The following is a 26477-nucleotide window of genomic DNA, read 5'->3' as shown; positions in this document are numbered from 1 at the left end:
TGGCCATCTCTCGTAGGGTTGGGGCCGTGGACAACGCGGTGGTGGTGACCGGAGCGGCCAACGGCATCGGTGCGGCGATCGCCCGCCTGCTGGTCGAACGCCGGTGGACAGTGATCGGGCTGGATCGTGACGAACCGCGGCTGCAGAGCCTGCGCGACGAGCTGGGCGACAAGTTCGTCAGCGTCACCGGCGACGTCACCCGCCGCGCGGACCACGAGCGAGCCTGGCAGGTCGCCACCCAGAACTCCCGGCTGACCGGATGGGTCAACAACGCCGGGATCGAGCGACCGACGACGGCCCGGGCACTGGACGAGGACGACCTGCAGGCGATCGTCCAGGTCAACCTGATCGGCACCATGCTGGGCTGCGCCGTCGCCACCGAAGCCCTGCGCGGCGCCGGCGGCGCGATCGTCAACATGTCGAGCATCCACTCGCTGGCCGGATTCCCCGAGTCGTTCGTGTACGCCGCGACGAAGGGCGGCATCGACGCGATGACGCGCCAACTCGCGGTGGAGGAGGCGGCCCAGGGCATCCGGTGCAACGCGGTCCGTCCGGGCGCGGTGATGACACCGCTGACCCAGTCGTTCCTCGATGCGTCCGACGATCCCGATGCTCTGCTCGCGGAGTACGCCGACCTGCACCCGATCCGCCGCCTGATCGAACCAGTGGAGATCGCCCGCGTGGTTGCGTTCCTGCTGTCGGACGAGGCGTCGTTCGTCAACGGCGAGTCGATCACCGTCGACGGCGGCGCGACCGCGCGCTGCTATCCCTACCCGACCTGACGACCTCATTCGGCACGGCTCAGCAGCCACAGGATCGAGGTTCCGGCAGTCGCCGTCAACCCGGCCTCGGCAACGTCCTTTCCGGTACGCCGCTCCGCCCGCCGCAGCTCCCCGTCGTCGAGCACGTCAACGGCGTACGTCGCCATCGGGTCGAGTCCAACCGGCCGGACTGGCTCCCAGCCCCCGGTCGGGTGCAACCGGAAGCCGGCAACGAGATGACGGTCGTCCGCGGTCAGTTGGTAGGCGGGCTGACGCCAGCCCTTCTCCTCGCGCAACGGCTGCTCAGTCAGCGGAATCAGCACGCCAGTCTCGACCAACGGCCTGATCACCGACCGATAGCTGTCCACGTGATCCCGAAGCCGCCGCAACAGCTCCGGCCGCATCTCGGTGAGTCGCACCGACACACCGAACCGATGCAGCAACGCCGCCCGCATCTTCGTGTCGAACTGGTCCGACGTGATCAACGTGCCGGAGTAGTCGACCTTCTGGAACCGATGCTCGCCGCGCCACTCACTCTGCGGCCAGTGCAGCAGTTGACGAGGCGGCAGCAGCTGAGCCGCACCCCACAGACACGTGAGGTGGTGTTCGGTCCAGTCCGGGTCGGAGAGGAACAACGCGTCGACATGCGCGGCCAGCCCGGCGTCGATCCGCAGTCCGCCCGACGAACACGCTTCCAGCACAGTCTCCGGATAGGCCGCACGCAACCGATCCAGTACGTCGTACAGGCCGAGGTAATGGCGCAGCAGTCCATCCTCCGAGCCGTGGCCGTGGTCGTCGCGGGTGCAACCGGCTCCCGGATCGAGGTTGAAGTCCCACTTGATCCAGCGGGCGCGGGTGGTCTCGACCAGCCCGGACACGCTGGCGAAGACGTGCTCCTGCCCGGCCGGGGAGCCGAGGCAGACGTAGCCGAGGCTGGAACCTGCGTCGCCCGTGGCGACCACCTCGGGCCGCTCGCCGGCGATGGACGCGCGGGCGCCGATCGCCTCGGCCTCGATCCAGATGCCGAACTCGATGCCCAGGGCGCGGGTCTGATCGGCGAGCCAGGCCAGTCCGTGCGGGAAGCGTGCGGAGTTGACCCGGTGCCAGTCGCCGCGCTCGGCGAACCACTGGCTGTCCGCCTCCGGGCGACCGAACCAGCCTGCGTCCAGCAGTGCGACCTCGAGTCCCAGATCCGCGGCGACGGCGGCGTTCGCGAGGAAGACGTCCTCGGAGATCTCGGCGTCCTCGTACGGCCACCAGTGGTTCCACTCGGTCAGCAGTGGCGGACCGGCCGGGACCTGCTCGGACAGATGCCGCGCCAGGGCTGCGGCAGCGGAGGCACGCGTCTCGCCCCACGCGATGCTGACCTCCGGCAGCGTGAACGTCTCACCGTCGCCGAGGATGATCCGCTGCCCGTCAGGGTGCAGCGCGACATCGATCCGCACGCCGTCGTCGGTCGGTCTGCTGGCGATTCGCCAGTTCCCGCTCCAATGCAGCGTCACGACGTACGCACCGGCTTCGGTCTCGATCGCCAGCCACGGTACGGCGCCCTGCGTGGAACGACCCGTGGTCACTTCGAGTTCGGCCGACTCGTCCACCGGCAGGGCCACCGGCTGGTACTCGAGTCCCCAGCCGCTGGTGAAGCCGTCGATCGACGTTGCCCGGGGCAACACAATGGAGCCGACCTGTGGATCCCACTCACCAGCCTGGGTGACGGTCACTGCGTAGGTCGCCGCCTCGGCGGAGTGCCGGATCAGTCCGGCCTCGGCGCCGGGCAGTGCGGGGATGAGTTCCGGCGTCTCGATCACGATCACGTCCCTGGGTTGCTGGGTTGGAGTACGACCTTGCCGGCCGGATGGCCCTTGATCAGTTGCTCGTACCAGTGCTGTCCGTCGGCCAGAGCCGCGTGCACCACCTCGCCGCGGAACACCAACTCGCCGCGTCCGAGTAACTCGACCGCCTGGCCGAACTCGTCCGGCCGGTACGCGAAGCTGGTGGTGCAGGCGACCTCGCGACGGATCAGGTCCCGCAGCGGCAGCACGCCGTCGGCGGCATGCAGCCCGACGAAGCAGACGTCTCCACCCGGCCGTGCGGCGAGCGTCGCCGAGGTTCGGGTGTCGGCGCTGCCGACCGCGTCGAACACCGCGTCCGCGCCCAGTCCGCGGGTGAGCTCCTTGAGCTGCCGGACGAGAGCGTCCGGGTCGTCGCTGAGTCGTTTCGCTCCACTGGCTTCGGCCGCGGCGACCCGTCCTTCGACCCGCTCGGTGAAGAACAGGTGCTCGACGCCCCGAAACCGCAGTACCTCCAGCAGGAGCAGGCCGATCGGACCGGCACCGATGACCAGGGCGGACCCGCCGGCCGAGATCCGGGTGCGTCCGACCGCCCGTAGCGCACATGCCGTCGGCTCGGCGAACACGCTGGAGCTCGGGTCGGACAGATGATCGACGCGGTGCACCGCAGTCGCCGATACGACGATCAGCCCCGCGTTGCTGCCGTGGACGTGGCCGCCGAGCAGCCTGCGTTGCGGGCAGACGTTCTCGTGCCCGGCCACGCAGATCGGGCAGATCCCGCACGACCGCAGCGGGTTTGCGGTGACTGACGCACCCGGTGGCAGCTGTTGCTCCACCGGGACGTCAGGCCCGTACGCGTCGACCACTCCGACGAACTCGTGCCCGAAGACCAGCCCGGGCTTGCGCAGGCCGTCAGTGCCGAGGAACCCACCGAGCTCCGATCCGCAGATCCCCGACTCCGTGACGGCGATGCGGACCTCGCCCGGCCCGGGGATCGGGTCGTCGAGAGTGACCAGGTCGAAGTGTCCGACGTCGCTGAGAACCAGCGCCTCCATAACGCTCCTCAGCCGAGCAACTTGGTGGCGGCGTCCTGCATCTTCTGTGCGGCGTCCTCCGGGGTGAGCTTGTTGTTGAGCAACTGCTCGAAGTTCTTGCCGTAGACCTCGTTGAAGATCTGCTGCATGTTGGCGGTGTAGATGTCGCCGATGCGTGCGTTCGACAGGTCCTTCATCGCCGCCTCGAAGCCTTCCGGCATCCCCTTCAGCATGTCCTGGGACTCCCGGGCCGCGTTCTGCAACGGGATCCAGTCGTGGTCCTTGGCCATCTGGGGCTGGAACTTGGTCGCGCTCCAGGTCGCGAAGGCCTGCGCCGCCGACAGCGCGGCCGACTGCCGGGGGATCACCCAGCCGCCGAGCCAGTACGGCGCGATGCTGTTGCCCTGGTACTTCGGCAACGGGGCCATCGCCCACTTGTCCTTCATCTGCTGGAACGACGAGATGTTCCAGGTGCCGTCGGCAATCATCGAGTACGCGCCGGAGGCGAAACCCCCGTTGTTCTGCGCGACCCCGGCCCGCTCGTCCGGCCGGGGTGCGATGTGCTTGGACCACATCATGTCCTGGACGAAACGCATCGACTCGACCACCTTCGGGTCGGTCATCTGGAACTTTGTCGGCTCCAGCGCCTTGTCGACGAACGACGAGCCGGCTGCCCAGGACAGCGACTGGATCCCCCACCAGATGCCGAGCGAACCGATGTCGAGGCCCCACCGGGTGACCTTGCTGCCGGTCGACTTCTGCAGCTTGGGTGCGGTCTCGACCACCTTGTCCCAGGTCCAGGTCGCATCCGGGTAGTCGAGCCCGGCGGCGTCGAAGTGGGACTTGTTGTAGAACATCGCCATCGACTGGATGTTCTCCGGCACGCAGAACAGGTGCTGGCCGTCGAACTTCCACGGGTCGTACAGCTTGGTCGGGTAGGCCTTCGCGTCCATCATCGGGGTGGTGTCGATCACGGGCTGCTCGTTGAAGACCAGGTTCTTCTTGTAGTGGGCGTACGCCTGGACATCCCAGTAGTAGATGTCGAACGGCTTCTTCGCGGCGTACTGCAACTGCACCTTCTGCCAGTACTGGTCGTACGGCAGGAAGTTGATCTTCGCGGTGTACTTGCCGGCGAACTCCTTGTTGAACAGCGCGACCCGCTTGCGGAAGTTCGCGTCGATGGTCGGGCCGTTCGTCCAGGCGTAGATCTCCAGGTCGGTCTTTCCGACCAAGGCGGTTCCGGTAGGCGCCGGCGCGGCGGCCGACCCGCCACTGCTGTTCCCGGAGCAACCGACCAGGCCTGCTGCTCCGGCGGCGGTCAGGCCCCCGAGCAGGATCCGGCGGCTGACGGTGTTTTTCGACATGGATCGTCTCCTTCGACGTGACGGTCGGGCTACTTGTTCACGCCGCTGACGGCGATGCCCCGGATGAAGTAGCGCTGGGCCAGTAGGAAGACCAGGATCGACGGGAGCGCGGCGATGGTGGTCGCGGCCATGGTGAGGTGCATCTGCGGCCCGATCCGGGGCGAACCGCTGAAGTAGGACAGGGCGACGGCGATCGTGTACTTCGACTCGTCCGACAGGTAGATCACCGGGCCGAAGAAGTCGTTGTACGAGGCAATGAAGGTGAAGACGGTGACGGTGGCGATCACCGGCCAGCTCAGCGGCAGGAAGATCGTCCACCAGATCCGCAGGTAGCCGGCGCCGTCGATGCGGGCCGCCTCCTCCAGTTCGCGGGGGATGCCCATGAAGAACTGCCGGAACAGGAAGATGAAGAACGCCGAGCCGAAGAAGGCGGGCAGGATCAGCGGCTTGAAGGTGTTCAGCCAGCCGAGGTGGTTGAACACGATGTACGTCGGCACCAGCGTGACCGTGGTCGGCAGCATCAGCGTCGCCATCAGCGCCAGGAAGATCGCGTTCCGGCCGGGGGCCTGGAGCCGGGCGAACCCGTACGCGCTGAACGAGCAGCTGAGCAGCGTACCCAGTACCACCAGGCCGACGATCGTCGCGGTGTTCAGGATGTAGCGCTGGAACGGCACCAGCTGGAACACCTCGGCGTAGTTGTGCCACTGCGGAGTGAACTTCCAGATCGGCGGCGTCACGAACACCTGGGTCGGCGCCTTGAGCGAGGTGAGCACCATCCAGACCACCGGCATCAGCACCGCGAAACAGCCGACGGACAAGACGATCAGCCGGATCCAGGTCCCGAGCGGCAGGACCTTGCGAGGCGTCATCGGTCGTCCTCCGTCTCGGTGTGGACCCACATCGGCATCGAGCGGAAGACCAGCAGGGTGAGCACCATGATGATCGCGAACGCGACCCAGGCGATCGCGGAGGCGTAGCCCATCTTCAGGTACTGGAAGGCGTTCTGGTACAGGTACACCGACAGCAGCAGGGTCGAGTTGTTCGGCCCTCCCTTGGTCAGCACGAACGGCTCGGCGAACACCTGCAGGCTGTTGATGATGCCCATGATCAGGTTGAACAACGTCACCGACGACAGCATCGGCACGGTCACGTGCAGGTGCTGGCGGAACGTCGAGGCACCGTCGACCTTCGCCGCCTCGTAGAGCTCCTTCGGCACGCCCTGGAGGCCGGCCAGGTAGATCAGCATGGTGCCGCCGAATCCCCACAGGCTCATGAAGATCAGCGCGCGCAACGCCCACTGCTCGTCGGTCAGCCAGGACGGACCGTCGATGCCGACCTTGGCCAGTGCGGCGTTGATCAGGCCGTACTCGCCGTTGAACATCCACTGCCACACCATGGCGACGGCGACGCCGCTGATCACGCTTGGTAGGTAGTAGGCCGAGCGGAAGAACTTCAGCGCCGGCAGCTTGGTGTTGAGCAGGATCGCCAGCACGAGCGCGAGGATCATCGTGGCCGGAACACTCACCAGGCCGTAGATCAGCGTCACGCTCAGGGACTTGCGGAAGATCGGATCAGCGAAGAGCGCGCTGTAGTTGTCCACGCCCGTCCACACCGGGTTGGTCAGCATGTCGTACGACGTGAAGCTCAATCCCAGCGAGGCGAGCATCGGCCCGATCGAGAACAGCAGTAGGCCGAGGACGGCGGGCGCGATGAAGACGTAGCACCACAACGCCTGGCGCCGGGTCATGGTCAGGCCGCGGCGGGGCGGAGTACTCGCCACCGGTTCGTCGGCCGCCGGGCGGACTGCAAGACGTTGAGCCATAACTCCCTCGTTCCAATTATCGGAACGCTGTTCCTATCAGCGGGACCTGTTGGCATAGTAGGAGCAAAGATGAGGGTGGAGTCAACCGTTTGGACGAAAGCAGGGGGCTGATGGAAACAGAGGGGAACCGTGCCGTAGAGGCGAGCGCCCTGACCGGTTCGGCGCGCGTACTGGCGGTGCTGCGCCACCTGGCGGAGAACCCTGCCGGGACACGACTGGGCGAGGTGGCAGCGGCCCTCGACGCGCCGAAATCCAGCGCTCATCGTGCCCTCGGCGCCTTGGTCCAGGCGGGATTCGCCCGGCAGGACGCCCAGGGCGTCTACCATCTCGGTTTCGATCTGCTCCGGCTCGTCTTCGGGTACCACGAGGCGCGGGCGCCGAGTCTCACGGTGGGCCCGCTGCTGCGCCGGCTCGCGGACGAGACCGGAGAGACGACCCACTACGGAGTCCTTGTCGACGGCAACATCGTCTACCAGGCGAAGGTTTCGCCCAGCCGGCAGACGTTCCAGATGAGCTCGGTGATCGGCGGCTCGAATCCGGCGTACCGCACAGGTCTCGGCAAGGCGCTGCTGATGCACGAGCTCACCGACCGCACGGAGGTCGATCAGTACGTCGCCGAGTACGGACCGCTCGAGGCCCGGACACCGCACACGCTGCGTACGCCGGAGGCGTTGCACGACTCCCTCGCGGAGGGCCGCAGCAACGGCTACATGCTCGACATGCAGGAGAACGACCTCGGCATCGTCTGCGTCGCGCTGCCACTGTTCCTGGATTCGCCGACCCGACCGACCGGCGCGATCAGCATCAGCGCGGTGGTCAGTCGGACGACACCGCAAGACCTCGTCAGCTGGCTGCCCCGGATCCGCGAGATCGTCACCGAGGAGCTCGGCGGCGCGGTCCTGCACGCTCCCGAGCCCTTCACCGGAGGCTGAATGTCCACCACAGCAACGAATCTGACCATCACCGACGTCGAGGCCGTCCATCTTAGGTTGTCCGCGGTGGATGCGGACCGCTGCGACGGGACGCAGGACACCCTGCTGATCTTCGTCACGGCCAGCGACGGCTCTGTGGGGGTGGGCGAGGTCGACTCGGCACCACTGGTCGCGAAGGCGGTCGTCGAGGCCGAACCGTCGCACCTGATCGCCCGAGGTTTGCGCTCGATCCTGCTCGGTCGCAACCCGCTCGACATCGAGGTTTGCTGGCACGCGATGGTGGAGGGCAGTCGCTACTTCTCCGGTGGCGCGACGATGCATGCGATCAGCGGAGTCGACATCGCGCTGTGGGACTTGGCCGGCAAGATTCTCGGGGTGCCGGTGGCGCGGTTGCTCGGTGGAGCGCGCAGCGACCGGCTCACGGCGTACGCGAGTCTGGTCATGCCGGACACGCCTCTGCTGGCGGCGAAGGCCGCGGCGGACCATGCCAAGCAGGGATACCGGGCGATGAAGTTCGGTTGGGGACCGATCGGGCCGGACCGGGACTTCAATGAAGAACTGGTCAAGGAGATCCGGCGAGCCGTGGGCGACGACATCGACGTGATGATCGATGCGGGCCAGGTCTGGGACACCAAGACCGCCCTGCGGATGGCCGCGATGTACGAGGATTACGGCATCGCCTGGCTCGAGGAACCCGTTGCCCCCGACAACATCACGGGCTACCGCGAGCTCTCCCGCCGTACGTCGCTCACGATCGCGGGAGGTGAGCAGGAGAGCAGTTATGCCGCCTTCGAGACCTTGATCGACGAGGGTGAGCTCGATCTGATCCAGCCGGACCTGGCCCGCTGCGGCGGCCTGACTGCCGGGCGCCGGCTGGCCTGGCTGGCGCACGCGCGGCACCGGCGGTTGGTGCCGCACGCCTTCAAGAGCGGCGTGCTGGTGGCGGCCTCGACCCACTTCGCGGCCTCGATCCCGAACGGCGGACTGATCGAGCACACCGTGTCGACCTCGCCGATCGCACGCGACCTGGTCCGGCGCGAGATCGCGTTCGCCGATGGCACGGTCAAGGTTCCCCTCGACCAACCAGGGCTGGGGGTTGAGGTGGATGCCGACGTGATGGAGCAGCTTCGTGTCGACTAGCCCACGTCTGTCGACCGAGTGGTCGCTGGCCGGTCAGCAAGCGGTCATCCTGGAGAACGCGGAGACCCGGATCGTCGTCCTCCCCGGACTCGGCGGCAAGGTCATGAGCATCGTCGACAAGCGGGTCGACGCCGAACTGCTCTGGCGCAACGACCGCGTCCCGATCCGGCCCGCCGCCTTCGGGTCGGGGTACGACGACCAGTTTCTCGGCGGCTGGGACGAGTTGTACCCGAACGACGAGCCGGAGGTGCTGGCGAGCGAACCGGTCCCGGATCACGGCGAGTTGTGGGCCGTGCCGTGGCACTGGAGCACTGGTTCGGACCCCGGTCAGGTGTGGCTCGAGCTGACGGTCCGCGGTGCCGTGACGGGGACCGAGGTGACGAAGCGGCTCACGGTCGGTGCCGGTCCGGACCTGATTGTCGACTATCGGATCGCGAACAAGGGCCGGATCGATCAGCCGTTCCTGTGGAAGTCCCATGTGGCCGTGGAGCTGCGTCCGGACACGGTGATCGACGTCGCGGCCGGCGACGTGCTGATGCACGAGTTCGGTGATCCGCGGGTCCGGCCGGACGGTGGCAGCTTCACCTGGCCGTGGGCTTCGGGCCACGACCTCCGCACTCTTCCCGACACCACGAGCCGCGGCGTCTCGGAGTTCCTCATCGCCAGCACGCTCGAACGCGGCGAGTGCGGAGTGCGGCATCCCTCCGTCGGCACTGGCCTCCGGCTGTCCTGGGACCGCACCGACCTACCGTCGTGCTGGCTCTTCGCCTCGTACGGCGGAGGCTGGCGCGGCCTCGACGTCCTCGTCCTGGAGCCTTGCACCGGCTACCCCCTCTCCGTCAACGACGGCGTCGCGGCCGGCACCCATCAGATCCTCCCCGCAGGCGCCACCAAGTCCTGGCAACTGACGGCTCACCTGATCCGCTGACTCAGAGGTCGTGCGCGAATTGGCGCAGGACCGGGGCGAGGACAGGCGGCTCGGCATTGTGGTTCTCGCCGGTGACCGGGAGCAGGCGCGCGGTCGGCAGGCGCGTGGCGATGGCCTCGGCGCCGGTGATCAGCCAGGGCGCGGTGGCGTCGCCGTGCATGACCAGGACCGGGACGTCGACCGCCGCCCAGCGCTCGGCAGGGAGCGGGTTGCCGGACATGGTCGTGCCCATGATGCGTCCGTCGTACGAGATGGTGTGCGCGATCTCCTCGACCGGGGTCCAGTACGGGCTCTGCCGGATGCCGGCGACGAACTCGGGCGGCATGTTGGCCGCGGCCGTCATGAACAGCTCCGCCGCGGCGCCGCGGTCCCCGGCCGCGACGTACGCGTCGAGCTGCTCGACGTAGTCGGACGGCAGCGGCGGACGGCCGTCATCGACCACCACGGGCGGTTCGAACAGGGCCAGCGCCGTGATCGGCAGCCCGGCGGCAGCGGCGTCCAGCGCCAGCAGTGAGCCGGACGACCAGCCGAACACGATCGCCGGCTGCCCGGCGTCCTCGATCAGCGCGGCGAGATCCTCGATCTCGCGCTGGATCGCGTACGGCTTGGTGTCGGTGCTCTCGCCGCGCCCGCGACGGTCGTAGGCGTAGACCCGGAACTCGTCGCTCAGCAGCTTCGCGACCTCGGCGTTCGACGGGTTGACCGCGCGGTGCGCGGTGGCGCCGTCGATCATGATCAGCGGCTGCCCGGATCCCCAGGCCTCGAAGGCGATCGTCGTACCGTCGGCGGACCTCACTGTGCTCATCGTCGTACTCCTTCTGATCGTTGGGAACTAGACCGTACAGTACTCAGAGAGGAACTGGACTGTCTAGTATGATTTTGGGACGACTCGAGGAGGACCGCGTGGAGTACCGACAACGCGCTGCCGTCTGGCAGCCCGGACAGGCCGTCGAGATCGAAGGCGAGGGCCGTACGCCGCGGAAACGCCGGGCGATCCTGGCCGCGGCGACCGAGGTCTTCCTGCAGCACGGCTACCTCGGCGCGAGCATGGACGAGGTCGCCGCGAAGGCGGGTGTGTCCAAACAGACCGTCTACAAGCAGTTCGAGAACAAGGAGCGTCTGTTCGCCGAGATCGTCCTCGGCACCAGCGATCAGCTGATGGACGGCCTGGCCCAGGCGTACGCCGACACGCTCGAGGGAGCCACCGACCCGCGCGAAGCCCTTCGGGCGTTGGCTCGCCGGCTCCTGGACAGCCTTACCGCCGGGAGCGTGCTCCAGTTGCGCCGGCTCGTCATCGCCGAGGCGGATCGGTTCCCGGAGGTCTGCGGGGCCTGGTTCAACACCGGTTTCGAGAGATCGCTGGAGGCGTTGGGCGAAGCTCTCACCCGGTTGACCGAGCGCGGTCTGTTGCGTGAGCTCGACGACCCGACGCTGGCGGCGTACCAATTCGCCGGACTGGTGATGTACAAGCCGATGAACCGGGCGATGTTCGCCGGCACCCAGGCGGGGCCGGTCGCCGGTGAGCTCGACCAGCTCGCCGATCAGGCGGTCGACGTCTTCCTCGCCGCGTACGGCGCGTAGCCGCTACTCGTCGTCCCCGGCGGCAGGGGGCTCGGGCGCCTTTGTCCTCGACGGACGGGTGACATGCAGGTGGATCCGCCAGCCCGTCCAGGCCAGGAGGCCCACCGGGATCGGCAGCCAGAACGAGATGAGCCGATACAGCAGCGTCCCGATGAGTGCGGTGTCGGCACTGAGTCCGATGACAACAAGCAGCGCGGTGAGACCGGCGTCGACGAAGCCGAGACCACCCGGCGTTATCGGGATCAGTGTGAGGGCCTGAGCAACGACATAGGCCATGAGGACCTCGGACGGGCGGGCATGTGCGTTGAGCGCGGCCAGCGCGACCACGAGTGCGGCGTAGTCGAACATGCGGTTCGCCGCCGCCGCGAGGACCGCTTTCCACCAGTGACCTTCGAAGGCAGCGGCAACCCGGTCGCGCTGCGCTATCAGCGTCGCGGAGCAGGTGTCCGCAGTCACGCTGCGCTTGACGATGTGGATGACGCGACCGGCTACGCGACCGACCACCACCACGAACCGGCTCCAGGTGAGCGCGGTGAACCCGAGACCGACGATGATGATGGCCAGGATCAGCGAGACCAGGAGACCGAGCTCCAGTTGCCGCGCCGGCGGTGGGCCGATCAGCAGGGCGGGCACCGTGAGGATGGGCAACAACAACAGCACGCCGGTGGTGATCAGGCCGATCGCGGTCAGAGCGGAGGCGACGACCGCCGCGGGCTGCCCGGCCTGGATCAAGAGCCTGGCTTGGAGGACTCCGCCGGCTGCTGGGCCGCCGGGGACGACCTTGCTGGCAGCGTTCCCGGCCAGTTGCGCCGTCGCGAGCGTGCCCCAGCCCGAATGGACGGGTGGTGGCTCCCCGTCCCCTGCGCGCTCGGCCAGGGCCAGTCTGGCGAGCCACCACAGTGCGGCGAAGCTGAGGGCCTCCAGTACGACGAGGACCGGGAACCACCAGGGTTCCACGTCCGCGAGGCGTGGCCAGGCTCCGAAGAGGGACAAGATGCTCGGCGCCACGATGTAGAGGCCGACACCGGTGATGGCCAAGCCGACAGCGCGGCCGCCCCAACGCCGCACCAAAGCCCCGCCAGCGACGCGCATGTCTCACCCCGCTCAGTGGACGAGTCGCCTCGCCACGATAGCGCGACCTGCCGGGTCGATCGGTGGATCGAGGCTCAGAGGGTGCCGCGGGTCGAGGTCCGGACGACGAGCTCCGGGGTGAACGTGACCCGCTGGTGTTCGTGGTCCGGGTTCGACGACTCGTCGAGGAGGAGCTCGGCGGCGGTCCGGCCGAGGAGTTGCCGCGGCTGGCGCACCGACGTCAGCGGTACGGCGGCCGCCTCGGCGAACTCGATGTCGTCGTACCCGACGATGGCGAGGTCCTCGGGAACACGCAGGCCGAGACTGACGCACTGTTGCAGCAAGCCCAGGGCCAGCAGGTCGTTCGCGCAGAACGCGGCGGTCGGCCGCCGGGCTGCCGGGAGACCGGCAAGTCGTTGCCCTGCGCCCCTTCCCTCGGCGACGGTGAGCGCACCGGTGGTGAGCTCGATCAGGTTCTCCGGGGGTTTCCCGGCCTTGCGCAGGGCGCGCCGGGCGCCGTCGCGCCGGTCGACGACCTGGCCGATCGTGTTCGGGCCGCCGACGTACGCGATCCGTTCGTGGCCGAGTTCGAGCAGGTGGGCGATGGCGAGTTCGCCGCCGAGGATGTCATTGACCGCGACCGAGCAGTGTTCGCCGTCGTCGATGTTGCGGTCCACCACGACGACCGGCGTACCGCGGGAGGGGAGCTTGCGCAGGCGGGAGGAGTTCTGGTCGATCGGGGTGATCAGGACGCCCTGGACGCGTTGCTGCTCGAGCAGGTCGAGATAGTCGGCCTCGCGGTCGGCGTCCTCGTTGCTGTTGCACAGGAAGACCGAGAGTCCGGCCGCCTGGGCCGCCTCCTCGACACCCTTGGCCACGTCGGTGAAGAACGGGTTGCCGGCGTCGAGCATCAGATACGCGAGGATCCGGCTGCTGCCCGCGCGCAGTTGCCGGGCCGACTCGTTCCGGACGAACCCCAGCGAGGCCATCGCCGCCTCGACCTTGGCCCGGGTCAGCGGGCTGACCACCTCCGGCCGGTTCAGCACATTCGACACGGTCCCCAGCGACACCCCGGCCGCCGCGGCAACTGCCTTCACGCCGGCGGTATGGCGCTTGGCGGCCTTCCGCCGCTTTCCGCCTCCTGAAGGCAAGGTTTCGGGCGCGCTGTCCGGCATGCGCGACCTCCCTGCGTTGTGATCCTGGGATGGACCGGTTTGAAACGTCTTAGCGGGTGGAGCGTACCTGTTCGGACCGGGAGATCCGCAGTATTCGTCCGAGTCCGGCCGCCGGAGGGCGGCCGAAAGGCGGGCGAGGTCTTGACGCCTCCAGTCGTGCACGCTTAGCTTCATGCCATCGTCTTGAAACCTTTCAGCAACTCACCGCGCCGAGTTGGAGGTGACCATGCCCGACGGCCGCCCGCTGCTCAGCGTGCGCGAGGTGTCGAAGTCGTTCGGCGCGGTCGCCGCCGTCCGGGACGTCTCCTTCGACCTGTACGGCGGTGAGGCGCACGCCCTGGTCGGCGAGAACGGCGCGGGGAAGTCCACGATCGTAAAGATGCTGGCCGGGGTGCATCGCCCGGACAGCGGCACGATCGAACTCGACGGCATCCCGATCGATCTCGGCGGCCCGGCGGATGCGAAGGCGGCCGGGATCGCGGTCATCTACCAGGAGCCGACGCTGTTCCCGGCCCTGTCCGTGGCCGAGAACATTGCGATGGGCCGCCAGCCTCTGGGTCGTTTCAAAACTATCGACCGGGCGGCGATGGTCCAGCAGGCGGCCCAGCTGTTCGTCCGGCTCGGCGTGTCGATCGATCCGAACCGGCCGGCGCGCGGGCTGTCGATCGCGGACCAGCAGCTGGTCGAGATCGCCAAGGCGCTGTCCGCGGATGCTCGCGTGGTGGTGATGGACGAGCCGACCGCGGCGCTCACCGGCGTGGAGGTCGAGCGGCTGTTCGCCGTGGCCCGGTCGCTGCGGGACGACGGTGCCGCGCTGATGTTCATCTCGCACCGGTTCGAGGAGGTCACCGCGCTCTGCGAGCGGGTGACGATCATGCGTGACGGCCGGCACGTCTCCACCGACCTGCTCACCGACATCACGGTCGACGAGATGGTCCGCAAGATGGTCGGCCGCGACCTCGGTGCGCTGTTCCCCAAGCAGGACGTGACACTCGGCGCGGTCGCCCTGAGCGTCCGCGGTCTGAGCCGCGATCCCGTGTTCCTCGACGTCTCGTTCGACGTACACGCCGGGGAGATCGTCGCGTTGGCCGGTCTGGTCGGATCCGGCCGGTCCGAGGTGGCCGACATCGGCTACCTGGCCGCGTACGCCGGTGCCGCGCTGAGCTCGGGCCAGATCACCGGCGCCCAGGGCGAGAAGTTCAAGGCCGGGCAGCTCGGCGAGTACACCATCGGCGCCGACGGCGAGATCGTGCTCGGCCCGCCGACCGAGTTCACCGCCGCCAACATCGACCAGTTCAACTTCTGAGAGCCACTTCATGAATCGCTACTGTTTCTGCCTCCAGGTCCGGCCCGACCGTCTGGACGAGTACGTCGACCGCCACCGCAACGTCTGGCCGGACATGCAGGCCGCGCTGCGGGACTCCGGCTGGCACAACTACTCGCTCTTCCTCCGCGACGACGGCCTGCTGATCGGGTACGTCGAGTCCGAGGACCTGGAGGCGGCGCAGAAGGCGATGGCGGCGACCGAGGTGAACACCCGCTGGCAGGCCCAGATGACCGAGTTCTTCACTAGCCAAGGAGACGGTACAGATGACGGCCGGCCGCCGGACGAGTCGTTCCTGCTGCTCCCCGAGATCTTCCACCTGAAAGAGGACTGAGAACCATGACGACCGACGCTGTGAAGAACGCACTCAGCCGCCAGGAGATCGAACTGCCCTCGTGGGCGTTCGGCAACTCCGGGACCAGGTTCAAGGTGTTCAGCCAGCCCGGTGTGCCCCGCTCCCCGGAGGAGAAGATCGCCGACGCCGCTGTGGTGCACAAGTACACCGGCGTCGCGCCGAGCGTCGCGCTGCACATCCCGTGGGACAAGGTCGACGACTACGCCCGGCTGTCGGCGTACGCGAAGGAGCAGGGCGTACGGCTGGGGGCGATCAACAGCAACGTGTTCCAGGACGACGACTACAAGCTCGGTAGCGTCACGAACCCGGACCCGCGGGTACGGCGGAAGGCGACCGACCATCTGCTCGAGTGCGTCGACATCATGGACGCGACCGGGTCCCAGGACCTGAAGTTGTGGTTCTCCGACGGCACGAACTACCCGGGCCAGGACGACATCCAGGACCGGCAGGACCGGCTCGCGGCCGCGCTGAAGGAGGTGTACGACCGGCTCGGTGACGACCAGCGGATGCTGCTGGAGTACAAGCTGTTCGAGCCGGCCTTCTACACCACCGACGTGCCGGACTGGGGTACGTCGTACGCGCACTGCCTGGAACTGGGGCCGAAGGCAACGGTTTGCATCGACACCGGGCACCACGCGCCGGGGACGAACATCGAGTTCATCGTCGCGTTCCTGCTCCGGGCCAAGAAGCTCGGCGCGTTCGACTTCAACAGCCGGTTCTACGCCGACGACGACCTGATGGTCGGTGCGGCCGACCCGTTCCAGCTGTTCCGGATCATGAATGAGATCGTCCGCGGCGGCGCGCTCGACCCGGACCGCGGGATCGCCTTCATGCTCGACCAGTGCCACAACATCGAGGTGAAGATCCCGGCCATCATCCGGTCGGTGATGAACGTCCAGGAGGCGACCGCGAAGGCGCTCCTGGTCGACCGGGACGCACTCCGCGCGGCCCAGGCCTCGGGTGACGTGCTGGAGGCGAACGCCGCGCTGATGGATGCCTACAACACCGACGTCCGGCCGCTGCTCGCCGAACTGCGCGAGTCGCAGGGCCTGGACCTGAACCCGGTCGCCGCGTACCAGCGCAGCGGCTACTTCGAGCAGATCGTGAAAGACCGAGCCGACGGCCAGCAAGCCGGATGGGGAGCCTGAATCAATGACCGACACTGCAGCCGAGCTCGTTGCGCGTAGCAACCGACTGGGTGCCGATCCACGCAACACCAACTACGCCGGCGGGAACACGTCGGCGAAGGGTACGGCGACCGACCCGGTCACGCAGCAGCCCGTCGACCTGGTCTGGGTGAAGGGATCCGGTGGCGACCTCGGCACGTTGACGCTGGCCGGCCTCGCCGTACTGCGGCTCGACCGGTTGAACTCGCTGGTCGACGTGTACCCGGGCGTCGACCGCGAGGACGAGATGGTTTCCGCGTTCGACTACTGCCTGCACGGCAAGGGCGGCGCGGCGCCGTCGATCGACACCGCGATGCACGGTCTGGTGGACTCGCCGCACGTCGACCATCTGCACCCGGACTCCGGGATCGCGCTGGCGACCGCGGCCGACGGGGAGAAGCTGACCGCGGAGTGCTTCGGCGACCGGGTGGTCTGGGTGCCGTGGCGGCGGCCCGGGTTCCAGCTCGGTCTCGACATCGCGGCGGTCAAGCGGGAGAACCCGGAGGCGATCGGCTGCATCCTCGGCGGGCATGGCATCACCGCGTGGGGCAACACCTCGGCCGAGTGCGAGGCGAACTCCCTGGAGATCATTCGTACGGCGGAACGCTTCCTCGCGGAGCGTGGTGTGGACGAACCCTTGGGCGCTGTGGTCGCCGGCTTCGAGGCACTGCCGGTCGAGGAGCGCCGCGTGCGGGCCGCCGCGCTGGCGCCGGTGATCCGTGGTCTCGCGTCGACCGACAAGCCGCAGGTCGGGCATTTCACCGACTCCGAGGGGGTGCTCGAGTTCCTGTCCCGGGACAAGCTGGCTGAGCTGGCAGCGCTCGGCACCTCGTGTCCCGACCACTTCCTGCGGACCAAGGTGCGCCCGTTGGTGCTGGACCTGCCCGCCTCCGCCTCGGTGGAAGAGGCAGTGGCCCGGCTGAAGGAGTTGCACGAGGAATACCGGTCCGAGTATGCCGCCTACTACAACCGGCATGCCGAGCCGGACAGCCCGGCGATGCGGGGTGCGGATCCGGCGATCGTGCTCGTGCCCGGGGTCGGCATGTTCAGCTTCGGCAAGGACAAGCAGACCGCACGGGTCGCCGGCGAGTTCTACGTGAACGCGATCAACGTCATGCGTGGCGCCGAGGCCGTGTCGACGTACGCGCCGATCGACGAGCGGGAGAAGTTCCGGATCGAGTACTGGGCGCTGGAGGAGGCCAAGCTGCAGCGGATGCCTCGACCGAAGCCGCTGGCGACGCGAGTCGCCTTCGTCACCGGCGGTGGCTCCGGGATCGGCAAGGCGATCGCGCAGCGGCTGGCCGCGGAAGGCGCGTGTGTGGTGGTGGCCGACCTGGATCTGGCCGCGGCCGAAGCCGTGGCCAAGGAGATCGGGTCGTCCGACGCCGCGGTTGCCGTCGGCGCGGACGTGTCGTCGGCGGAGGCCGTCGAGGAGGCGCTGCGTGCGGCCGTTCTGGCCTTCGGCGGCGTCGATCTGATTGTCAACAATGCCGGACTGTCCATCTCCAAGTCGTTGCTGGAGACAACGGAGAAGGACTGGGACCTGCAGCACGACGTGATGGCGAAGGGATCGTTCCTGGTCTCGCGGGCGGCCGCAAAGGTCCTCATCGACCAGGGACTCGGTGGCGACATCGTCTACATCTCCAGCAAGAACTCGGTCTTCGCCGGGCCGAACAACGTCGCGTACGGCGCGGCCAAGGCCGACCAGGCCCACCAGGTCCGGCTGCTCGCCGCGGAGCTCGGTGAGTACGGCATCCGTGTCAACGGGGTGAACCCGGACGGCGTCGTCCGCGGATCCGGCATCTTCGCCAAGGGCTGGGGTGCACAGCGGGCCGCGGTGTACGGCGTACCCGAGTCGGAGCTGGGCGCGTACTACGCGCAGCGGACGCTGCTGAAGCGCGAGGTGCTGCCGGAGAACGTGGCCGCGGCCGTCTTTGCACTGACCGGCGGCGACCTCACCCACACGACCGGCCTGCATGTTCCTGTCGATGCCGGCGTCGCCGCCGCGTTCCTACGCTAGTTCGGGGAGATTGCTATGTGGACCACTGACCCGAGCCGGTCTGTCGACGGCAGCGGAGTACTGCCGTGGGTCGAGCCGCGCAAGACCCGAATCGGACTGGTGGCCGGTGGGCTTGGTGCCTACTGGCCGCAGTTCCCCGACCTGCTGCCGCAGTTGCAGGCGTCCGCGCGGCGAGTGTCCGAGCGCTTCTCGGAGCTGGACTGCGAGGTGATCGACGTCGGGTTCATCTCGGACGCGCAGGAAGGGGCCGCGGCGGCTGAGAAGCTGCGGCTGGCGGACTGCGATCTGATCGTCGGCTTCCTGACGACGTACATGACCGCGTCGATGCTGGTCCCGGTCGCGCAGCGGAGCGGGGCACCGGTGCTGCTGCTGAACCTGCAGCCGACCGAGGCGATGGACCACGCGACGTTCGACACCGGTGCCTGGCTCGCGTACTGCGGTGCGTGTCCGCTACCGGAGATGGCGAACGCGTTCGAGCGGTGTGGGGTCGACTTCCGGTCGGTGTCCGGGTACCTGGAGGACGAGCGTGCATGGGCGCGGATCAACCGGTGGATCCTGGCGGCCGGCGTACGCGCAGCCTTTCGGCACGGACGGCACGGCCTGCTCGGGCACCTGTACCCGGGGATGATGGACGTGATCACCGACCCGACGCTGGTGTCCGCACAGCTCGGCGGGCACGTGGAGATCCTCGAGATCGACGATCTGCGCGTCCGGGCCGAGAAGGTCAGTGCCGCGGAGACCGAGGAGCGGATGAAGGTCGCCCGGGAGATCTTCACGCTCGACGACTCGGTGGACGAGGACGACTTCCGGTGGGGTGCGACCGTCTCGGTCGCGCTCGATCGGCTGGTCGAGGACTTCTCTCTGACCTCGCTGGCCTACTACCACCGCGGGCTCGACGGCGAGATGCACGAGCGCGTGGCGGCCGGCATGATCCTGGGTGCTTCGTTGCTGACGGCAAGAGGTGTGCCGGCGGCCGGTGAGTACGAGCTCCGTACGTCGCTGGCGATGCTGATGATGGACAAGCTAGGTGCCGGCGGGTCGTTCACCGAGCTACAGGCGCTGAACTTCAATGACAACGTGGTCGAGATGGGCCACGACGGGCCGGCGCATCTCGCGATCTCTGCCCGGAAGCCGTTGTTGCGAGGGCTCGGGGTCTATCACGGTAAGCGGGGCTGGGGCGTGTCGGTCGAGTTCGACGTGAAGCACGGGCCCGTGACTGCTTGCGGACTCGGGCAGCGGCGGGACGGGACGTTCAATCTGATCGCGTCCGAGGGGACCGTCGTACCCGGGCCGTTGCTCCAGATCGGGAACACGACGTCGCGGGTCGACTTCGGATGCGACCCAGGTGAGTGGACCGACGCATGGTCCGCGTCCGGGATCGCGCACCACTGGGCGCTCGGGACCGGTCACAAGGCGAAGGACCTGGCCGCGGTCGCCGACCTCCTCCACCTCGACCTGACCGTCGTTTCCCCATGAAGCGAGTCGCGGCGGTGGATCTGGGCGCGTCCAGTGGACGCGTCATGCTCGGCATGGTCGGGGACGGCCGACTCGAGCTCACCGAGATCAACCGCTTCTTGAACGGCCCGGTCAGCGTCGGCGGCACCCTCCACTGGGACATCCTCCACCTCTACCGGTCCATGCTCGACGGCCTCCGCGCGGCCGGTCTCGTCGACGGCATCGGCATCGACTCCTGGGCCGTCGATTACGGCCTCCTCGACGCCTCGGGCCGCCTCCTCAGCAACCCCGTCCACTACCGAGACTCCCGCACCGACGGCGTCATGGAACCCGTCCTGACCCGCGTCTCCGCCGCCGAGCTGTACTCCATTACGGGCCTCCAGCAACTACCCTTCAACACCATCTACCAACTGGCCGCCGAGGAGTTGCTCGGGCAGGCGGCGAAGTTGCTGATGATTCCTGACCTGTTGGGCTACTGGCTCACCGGTGAGGCCGGGGCTGAGCGGACGAACGCTTCCACCACGCAGCTGTACGACGTACGTGCGCGCGAATGGAGCGAGACATTGGCCGCGCGAGTTGGCGTGCCGTTGGGCATATTGCCGGAGTTGCGCGAACCCGGTGACGTCGTCGGGACGGTGTTACCCGCGACCGAACTGGCGGCGCGTACGCCGGTTATTGCGGTGGGGTCGCATGACACTGCTTCTTCGGTGGTGGCTGTGCCGGCGGGGGATGAGCGGTTCGCGTACATCTCGTCGGGGACGTGGTCGTTGGTGGGGCTCGAGTTGGAGGAGCCGGTGCTGACGGACGAGGCTCGCGAGGCGAACTTCACCAACGAAGGTGGGGTCGACGGGCGGATCCGGTTCCTGCGCAACGTGATGGGGCTGTGGATCCTGCAGGAGTGCCAGCGCGTCTGGGAAGACGACGATCTCGAGGGGCTGCTGCGGGATGCGGCCGGCGCACCGGCGTTCGCCGTACTGATCGACCCGGACGCTCCGGAGTTCCTTGCTCCAGGCAACATGCCGGCACGGATCGACGAGCACTGCCGGGCGACCGGGCAGGAGCCGCCGCGTTCGCGGGCGGCCGCGGTCCGGTGTGTGCTGGAGAGTCTCGCGCTCGCGTACCGCCGGACGTTGCGGGAAGCGCAAACGATCGCGGACCGGCCGGTCGACGTACTGCACGTCATCGGGGGCGGTTCGCAGAACGAGTTGCTCTGTCAGCTGACCGCTGACGCTTGTGGGTTGCCTGTGCTCGCCGGGCCGGTCGAGGCGTCGGCGCTGGGCAACGTTCTGGTTCAGGCTCGCGCATTGGGCGAGCCGTTGCCGGACCTGGGAGCGATGCGCGCCCTGGTCCGTTCCACCCATCGTCTGCGGTGCTACGAGCCGCAGGGAAAACCGGCCGACTGGGACGCCGCCGAGTCCCGGCTATACGGAGCTAGTTGATCCGATGACCGTCCTCCCCCAGGAACTTCGCCCTCTTACCCGCCGCGTGCCACCGCGCGAGATCAGTCATGACGACCTGCAACTCCTTCGCCTGCTTGCCACCGGCCTTCCGGTCGATTCCGTGGCGCGTCGGCTCGATCTGTCCGAACGAACGGTCCGCCGCCGTACTCGAACCGTCTGCGACCGGCTCGGCTTCGGCACCGCGATCGAGGCGATCGTCTGGGCCGCTCGCCGCGGTCTTGTCTGAGCTCGACCGGACGTGCGCCACTCACCAAGCGAGCGTTCTCACGCTCGGCGGCCCCCACGGTTGAGCGTTTGGGGGGCTTGGTGAGTGGCGCAGGTCCGCACGTCAGGCGGGCGAGGGGTTCTGCCCGCCTCGCGGGCCAGAGTGGGGAGTTCTGCCTGCCGAATCCGGTGCACTACGCTCCCCCGGACCCGATCCAGCTCGCCGAACCACCCACACAAGCGAGACAAGCGCCGTAAATGGTTCGCCTGGCGGGCCGCCGGGGCCGAGGATGGCTGCGATGACTACTACTTTCCCCCGAGCGGTTCGCTTCGTCGAGATGACCGGTACCGCGCTGAGCGCGTTGCTGGCCGACGACCGTCCCGCGGCACAGACCGAGCTCGGCCTCCCACTCGGCGACGAGTTCCTCACGGACAGGGCCAAGTGGCTCTGGCAGTACCGCCTCGATCAGCTGACCCGGGATCCCACCACCTTCGGGTGGCTCGTCAAGCTCGTCGTGGCCGACGGGATCGTGGTCGGCTACGCCGGTTTCCACGGTCCACCGGACGAGGCCGGCATGGTGGAGATCGGCTACACAGTAGACCCGCTGCACCGGCGACAGGGTTTCGCCAAGGCGATCGTGACCGCGCTCCTGGAGCGTGCGGCGGCCGAACCCGCAGTACGGACAGTGCGGGCCACGATCAGCCCCACCAATCAAGCGTCCCTGGCCACCATTGCCGGCTTCGGCTTCGTCGAGAACGGCGAACAGTGGGATGACGAGGACGGCCTGGAGCTCATCTTCGAACGCCCCAGCCCGCTGACCCGAACCTGACTCGCTGCACCAGCCACCCCACGGCCCGGCCTCTCGCGCGTGGGGCCTTCAGATCAGGTATCTGAATTCCGGGGAGTTCGGGTGGACGCGCTCGATCTCCAACGGTGCGGCATCCATACGCGCCAGCAACCCGTCGAGGTCCGTCGGCCGGCTGATCTCTATGCCGACCAACGCCACACCAGTCTCCCGGTTGTTGCGCTTCACGTACTCGAACAGCGTGATGTCGTCATCCGTCCCCAACGCCTCATCCAGGAACTGACGCAGCGCCCCCGGCTCCTGGGGGAACGTCACCAGGAAGTAGTGCTTCAACCCCTCATGCACCAACGACCGCTCGAGAATCTCCCCGTACCGGCTGACGTCGTTGTTCCCACCCGACAGCAGGCACACAACGGTCTCACCGGGCCGCACCTCGAGACCGTTGCCCAAGGCACCCGTAGACAACGCCCCGGCAGGCTCCGCGATCAACCCGTCCGTCTGGTACAGCTCGAGCATCTCCGAGCACACCAGCCCCTCGGGGACCGACATCATCTCGACCCCGGCAGCCGCCACCAACGGCAGCGTCACGTCTCCCACACGCCGTACGGCGGCCCCGTCCACAAAGCTGTCCAGATGCGGCAACGTCACCGGCTCACCAGCCGAAAGCGCCGCCGCCATACTCGCCGCACCGGCAGGCTCCACACCAACGATCCGTACGCCGGGATGCCGCTCCATCAGCCAGGTCGCAACGCCCGCAACCAACCCACCACCACCGACCGGAACCACCAACACGTCCGGCGCCTGACCGAGCTGCTCGATCAGCTCAACAGCCACAGTCCCCTGCCCCGCAACGGTTCTCGGGTCATCGAACGCCGGGACCATCGTCGCGCCAGTGGCCTCGCCCTCGGCAAGCGCCGCAGCGGCAGCATCGTCGTATGTGTCACCGGTGATGATCACCTGGATCTGCTTGCCGCCGAGCGCCGCGATCCGGTCCCGTTTCTGGCGCGGCGTCGTACGCGGAACATAGACCTTGCCCTGCACACCGAGGGTGTGGCACGTGTACGCCAACCCCTGACCGTGGTTGCCCGCACTGGCACACACCACGCCCGCCGACTTCGCCTCGTCGTCGAGCTGGGCGACCAGGTTGTACGCGCCGCGGAGCTTGTACGACCGGCCGATCTGCAAGTCTTCCCGCTTCAGCCAGACCTGCGCGCCGGTGCGTTCCGACAACCGAAGATTGCGCTGCAACGGTGTACGCACCGCGACACCGTCGATTCGCCGTACCGCCGCCTCGATCGCTGCCGCGTCAACGGCCGGACCGGCGTTCGATCGAGCGACTGAACTACTGCCCTGCATGACGTTCCTTCCCGTGCATTTGCACGATCTTCGCCGATTCGCTCGCTGCACAAGACAATCCGCGTCCACAGTACGGACGACTGGGACACCATTGGAGAACAGACCCTTGCCCCAGGCGTGAAACGGCTCTTCACTGGGCAGTCTAGTTTTCATACGCTCACTCGGTGTAACGGCCAGGGTGCTGGACGGGATGAGCCGAGTAAAGCCGGTCAAGTGGACTGGAGGGCACGGATGGAACTGATTCCGTTCAGTCTGTGGGGAGACGCCCTGTGGTGTGGTCAGGAGGTCGTGCGGGAGGCTCCGCACGAGCAGGCGATCCGAAGCCTGTTTCCCGACCCCATCCCAGCGCGTGGCGCAGACTTGGACACCGACGCGGACCTGGTCCCGGAACCGCACAACCGTTTCGACCCCCGATCGATCGCCGTACGGGTGCAGGGGAAGGTTGTCGGCTACCTGCCGAGGGACGATGCGCACCGGTACCACGCGGTGTTGTCAGAACTGGTGGCGCAAGGCCTGCAACCGCAGGTGCCGTGCCACCTGTGGGTCAGTGAGTGGGAGCCGGCGGACTGGGACGGCAAGGGCGACCAGGACACCGAGTTCCATGCCAGTGTGGCGGTGGCCCTCGGCCAGCCGCACATGCTGGTCCCGGTGAATCTGCCTCCGCCGGGCAGCTTTCACCTGTTGCCGCCCGGCAGCGGCATCGTCGTACCGGGCAGTGAGGTGCATCCCGACGTACTGGCGCCGTTCTTCCGTGCGGAAGGCGAGTGCTGGGCGTACGGCACCATGCACGCGATCGAGGAGGAGGACAGCTTCAACGACCGGCACCGGATCGTGGTCGAGGTCCGGCTGGACGACGAACCGGTCGGGCGGCTGAGTCCACGGCTGAGCGCGGAGTTCCTGCCGGCCATCCACTACCTCACCGACATGCGTGCCGAGACAGCTGCCCGTGTCGCCGTCCGCGGCGACCGCATCGCATCGGAGGTGATCCTGTACGCGGCGCGGAGTCACGACCTCCCGGCCACCTGGCCGGACGGCCTGACCCGCTCCCCAGCCGCGTCCCCACAGTGGCACTACTGGGCTACGAAGGAAGCCAACTAGGCGGCTGCGCAGCACTCACCACGCTCCTGGGTGGGTACTGCGGAGCTACTTGACCGCTCAGCGGTTCAAGGTGGTTTCTTCCTCGAGGTGGGAGAGCTTCTCGGGGTTGCGGACGACGTAGAGGCCGGTGATCAGGCCGTCATCGAGGCGTACGGCGACGATTTGTTCGATCTCGCCGTCCTGGCGGAGGAGTAGCGCGGGGGAGCCGTTGACCTGGATCGGTTCGACGGTGAACTCGCCGACGACGTTGGGCAGGCCGGCCGCCAGCAGCCGCGCCACGCGATCGGCTCCGACGATCGGACGCAGTAGGGCCTGCTTGACGCCGCCACCGTCACCGACGAGTACGACGTCCGGCGCCAGCATGTCGAGCAGTCGTTGCAGATCGCCCGTTTCGACCGCCCAACGGAAGGCCTCCAGCGCGCCGCGGGATTCGGCCGGGGAAACGGACCCGCGCGGCCGGCGCTCCGCGACGTGAGCCCGGGCCCGATGCGCTATCTGGCGGACTGCGGCCGGGGTCTTGTCGACGGCTTCCGCGATCTCGTCGTACTCGAGGGCGAAGACCTCACGCAGTACGAACACCGCCCGCTCGGTCGGCTTGAGCGTTTCCAGCACGAGCAGCATCGCCATCGAGACGTTGTCGGCGAGTTCGACGTCCTCGGCCACGTCCGGTGCGGTCAGCAGCGGTTCGGGCAGCCACGGGCCGACGTACGACTCCTTGCGCCGGCCGAGCGTCCGCAGGCGGCCCAGCGCCTGCCGGCTGGCGATCCGGACCAGGTAGGCCCGCTGGTCCCGCACCGTGTCGAGGTCGACGCCCACCCAGCGCAACCAGGTCTCCTGCAGTACGTCCTCCGCGTCCGCGGCCGAGCCGAGCAGTTCGTAGGCGACGGTGAACAGCAGGTTGCGGTGGGCAACGAACGCCTCGGTGGCTGGATCCGGGCCGGCCATGGGTGGCTCCTCTGCGCAGGCGAAGGTGTTTTCCATCAGACACCGGAACCCGCCGTTCTGTGACAGATCGGGCGGGGTGGCGTGCGTCACTTCACCGCGCTGTCACGCGGATCGGTCCGTCGGCATCTTGTTTTCGTCACGACCACAACATCACACCCGAAGGACGACGCTATGAACGCCCGATTCAACATGATGGAGAACGAGTGGGCCGCCAAGCTCGGCAAGCGCTTCGCCGGCCTGGCGCTGATGCTCGAGCAGTCGACGCTGCCGAAGACCGTTCAGTTCCTGGTCCAGATCCGGGCCAGCCAGATCAACGGCTGCGGCTTCTGCATCGACATGCACACCAAGGACGCCGCCGCGGCCGGCGAGACCGCCACGCGGCTCAACCTGATCGCCGCGTGGCGCGAGTCCACGGTCTTCTCCGAGGAAGAGCGCGCCGCGCTCGCGTTCACCGAAGAGGGCACCCGGATGGCCGACACCCACCAGGGCGTCTCCGACGAGACCTGGGCGCACGCCCGCAAGCACTACGACGACGACCAGCTCGCCGCGCTGATCTCCCTGGTCGCCATCATCAACGCGGCCAACCGGATGAACGTCATCCCGCGCACTCCGGGCGGCTCGTACGAACCCGGCATGTTCGCCGACTTCGTCAAGAACTGAGCCCAAGAACTGAGCCCGAAGCACTGACTG

The 26477-nt window shown here is 67.9% G+C and carries 25 protein-coding genes; 15 read left to right on the top strand and 10 right to left on the bottom strand.

Annotated features, from left to right (window positions below):
- Positions 1–26: 26 nt before the first annotated feature.
- A complete protein-coding gene (locus OG817_RS36370; RefSeq protein WP_406049430.1) occupies positions 27–782 on the top strand; it encodes an SDR family NAD(P)-dependent oxidoreductase in 756 nt (251 codons plus the stop codon).
- Positions 783–787: 5 nt separating this feature from the next.
- On the opposite strand, the gene OG817_RS36365 is transcribed toward OG817_RS36370, so the two are convergent.
- Genes OG817_RS36365 through OG817_RS36345 form a run of 5 tightly spaced genes read right to left on the bottom strand, consistent with a single transcriptional unit; the run spans position 788 to position 6771 of the window.
- Positions 788–2569: a glycoside hydrolase family 36 protein gene (locus OG817_RS36365; protein ID WP_406049429.1), complete on the bottom strand. Its 1782-nt coding sequence runs from the start codon at positions 2567–2569 to the stop codon at positions 788–790.
- A gap of 2 nt (positions 2570–2571) precedes the next feature.
- Positions 2572–3606: a zinc-binding dehydrogenase gene (locus OG817_RS36360; RefSeq protein WP_406049428.1), complete on the bottom strand. Its 1035-nt coding sequence runs from the start codon at positions 3604–3606 to the stop codon at positions 2572–2574.
- Between the two features lie 8 nt (positions 3607–3614).
- Complete coding sequence (locus tag OG817_RS36355) at positions 3615–4949, bottom strand: ABC transporter substrate-binding protein (protein WP_406049427.1); 1335 nt, start codon at positions 4947–4949, stop codon at positions 3615–3617.
- Between the two features lie 29 nt (positions 4950–4978).
- Positions 4979–5818: a carbohydrate ABC transporter permease gene (locus OG817_RS36350; protein WP_406049426.1), complete on the bottom strand. Its 840-nt coding sequence runs from the start codon at positions 5816–5818 to the stop codon at positions 4979–4981.
- Positions 5815–6771, bottom strand: a complete 957-nt coding sequence (locus tag OG817_RS36345; RefSeq protein WP_406049425.1) for a carbohydrate ABC transporter permease — start codon at positions 6769–6771, stop codon at positions 5815–5817. Before OG817_RS36345 ends, OG817_RS36350 begins: the two co-directional genes overlap by 4 nt.
- 110 nt (positions 6772–6881) lie before the next feature.
- On the opposite strand from OG817_RS36345, the gene OG817_RS36340 reads away from it, so the two are divergent.
- From OG817_RS36340 to OG817_RS36330, 3 genes are read left to right on the top strand one after another with little or no spacing between them, the layout of a single operon-like run.
- Positions 6882–7703, top strand: a complete 822-nt coding sequence (locus OG817_RS36340; protein ID WP_406049423.1) for an IclR family transcriptional regulator — start codon at positions 6882–6884, stop codon at positions 7701–7703.
- Positions 7704–8843: a mandelate racemase/muconate lactonizing enzyme family protein gene (locus OG817_RS36335; protein WP_406049422.1), complete on the top strand. Its 1140-nt coding sequence runs from the start codon at positions 7704–7706 to the stop codon at positions 8841–8843.
- Positions 8833–9771: a hypothetical protein gene (locus tag OG817_RS36330; RefSeq protein ID WP_406049420.1), complete on the top strand. Its 939-nt coding sequence runs from the start codon at positions 8833–8835 to the stop codon at positions 9769–9771. Before OG817_RS36335 ends, OG817_RS36330 begins: the two co-directional genes overlap by 11 nt.
- 1 nt (position 9772) lies before the next feature.
- Here OG817_RS36330 and OG817_RS36325 read toward each other — a convergent pair whose 3' ends face one another.
- On the bottom strand, positions 9773–10576 hold the full coding sequence (locus tag OG817_RS36325) for an alpha/beta fold hydrolase (RefSeq protein ID WP_406049418.1): 804 nt from the start codon (positions 10574–10576) through the stop codon (positions 9773–9775).
- A 98-nt stretch (positions 10577–10674) separates the two neighbouring features.
- On the opposite strand from OG817_RS36325, the gene OG817_RS36320 reads away from it, so the two are divergent.
- A complete protein-coding gene (locus OG817_RS36320) occupies positions 10675–11352 on the top strand; it encodes a TetR/AcrR family transcriptional regulator (RefSeq protein WP_396394207.1) in 678 nt (225 codons plus the stop codon).
- A 3-nt stretch (positions 11353–11355) separates the two neighbouring features.
- On the opposite strand, the gene OG817_RS36315 is transcribed toward OG817_RS36320, so the two are convergent.
- Positions 11356–12444, bottom strand: coding sequence for a YbhN family protein (locus OG817_RS36315; protein ID WP_406049417.1), 1089 nt, complete (start codon positions 12442–12444; stop codon positions 11356–11358).
- Positions 12445–12518: 74 nt separating this feature from the next.
- Positions 12519–13598 carry a LacI family DNA-binding transcriptional regulator gene (locus tag OG817_RS36310; RefSeq protein ID WP_406049416.1) on the bottom strand — a complete coding sequence of 360 codons (1080 nt, stop codon included), beginning with the start codon at positions 13596–13598 and terminating at the stop codon, positions 12519–12521.
- Between the two features lie 226 nt (positions 13599–13824).
- On the opposite strand from OG817_RS36310, the gene OG817_RS36305 reads away from it, so the two are divergent.
- The 8 genes from OG817_RS36305 to OG817_RS36270 all read left to right on the top strand — a co-directional run bounded on the left by OG817_RS36305 (position 13825) and on the right by OG817_RS36270 (position 22412).
- Complete coding sequence (locus OG817_RS36305) at positions 13825–14904, top strand: ATP-binding cassette domain-containing protein (protein WP_406049415.1); 1080 nt, start codon at positions 13825–13827, stop codon at positions 14902–14904.
- A 10-nt stretch (positions 14905–14914) separates the two neighbouring features.
- Entirely contained in the window at positions 14915–15256 is a 342-nt protein-coding gene (locus tag OG817_RS36300; RefSeq protein WP_406049413.1) for an L-rhamnose mutarotase, read from the top strand.
- A 5-nt stretch (positions 15257–15261) separates the two neighbouring features.
- Positions 15262–16425 carry an L-rhamnose isomerase gene (gene rhaI, locus OG817_RS36295; protein WP_406049412.1) on the top strand — a complete coding sequence of 388 codons (1164 nt, stop codon included), beginning with the start codon at positions 15262–15264 and terminating at the stop codon, positions 16423–16425.
- A 4-nt stretch (positions 16426–16429) separates the two neighbouring features.
- The gene (locus OG817_RS36290) at positions 16430–18463 is read left to right on the top strand and encodes a bifunctional aldolase/short-chain dehydrogenase (protein WP_406049410.1); all 2034 of its coding nucleotides are present in this window, start codon (positions 16430–16432) and stop codon (positions 18461–18463) included.
- 15 nt (positions 18464–18478) lie between these two features.
- Positions 18479–19939, top strand: a complete 1461-nt coding sequence (locus tag OG817_RS36285) for an arabinose isomerase (protein WP_406049408.1) — start codon at positions 18479–18481, stop codon at positions 19937–19939.
- The gene (locus OG817_RS36280) at positions 19936–21357 is read left to right on the top strand and encodes a rhamnulokinase family protein (RefSeq protein ID WP_406049407.1); all 1422 of its coding nucleotides are present in this window, start codon (positions 19936–19938) and stop codon (positions 21355–21357) included. Before OG817_RS36285 ends, OG817_RS36280 begins: the two co-directional genes overlap by 4 nt.
- A gap of 4 nt (positions 21358–21361) precedes the next feature.
- Positions 21362–21604, top strand: a complete 243-nt coding sequence (locus tag OG817_RS36275; protein ID WP_131362600.1) for a LuxR C-terminal-related transcriptional regulator — start codon at positions 21362–21364, stop codon at positions 21602–21604.
- Between the two features lie 277 nt (positions 21605–21881).
- Positions 21882–22412: a GNAT family N-acetyltransferase gene (locus tag OG817_RS36270; RefSeq protein ID WP_406049406.1), complete on the top strand. Its 531-nt coding sequence runs from the start codon at positions 21882–21884 to the stop codon at positions 22410–22412.
- A gap of 48 nt (positions 22413–22460) precedes the next feature.
- On the opposite strand, the gene ilvA is transcribed toward OG817_RS36270, so the two are convergent.
- Positions 22461–23744: a threonine ammonia-lyase IlvA gene (gene ilvA / locus OG817_RS36265; RefSeq protein ID WP_396394195.1), complete on the bottom strand. Its 1284-nt coding sequence runs from the start codon at positions 23742–23744 to the stop codon at positions 22461–22463.
- A gap of 231 nt (positions 23745–23975) precedes the next feature.
- Between ilvA and OG817_RS36260 the strand changes: the two genes are divergently transcribed.
- A complete protein-coding gene (locus OG817_RS36260) occupies positions 23976–24842 on the top strand; it encodes a hypothetical protein (protein ID WP_396394194.1) in 867 nt (288 codons plus the stop codon).
- Positions 24843–24899: 57 nt separating this feature from the next.
- Here OG817_RS36260 and OG817_RS36255 read toward each other — a convergent pair whose 3' ends face one another.
- Positions 24900–25787 (bottom strand): RNA polymerase sigma-70 factor, encoded by an 888-nt coding sequence (locus OG817_RS36255; RefSeq protein WP_406049405.1) that lies wholly within the window; start codon positions 25785–25787, stop codon positions 24900–24902.
- 171 nt (positions 25788–25958) lie between these two features.
- Here OG817_RS36255 and OG817_RS36250 point away from each other — a divergent pair, with 171 nt between their 5' ends.
- Complete coding sequence (locus OG817_RS36250; protein WP_406049404.1) at positions 25959–26447, top strand: carboxymuconolactone decarboxylase family protein; 489 nt, start codon at positions 25959–25961, stop codon at positions 26445–26447.
- The last annotated feature ends 30 nt before the right edge of the window (positions 26448–26477 follow it).

Origin of the sequence: Kribbella sp. NBC_00889 (assembly GCF_045207705.1) — a bacterium.
Taxonomy (GTDB): domain Bacteria; phylum Actinomycetota; class Actinomycetes; order Propionibacteriales; family Kribbellaceae; genus Kribbella.
This window is presented reverse-complemented; position numbering and strand designations above follow the sequence as displayed.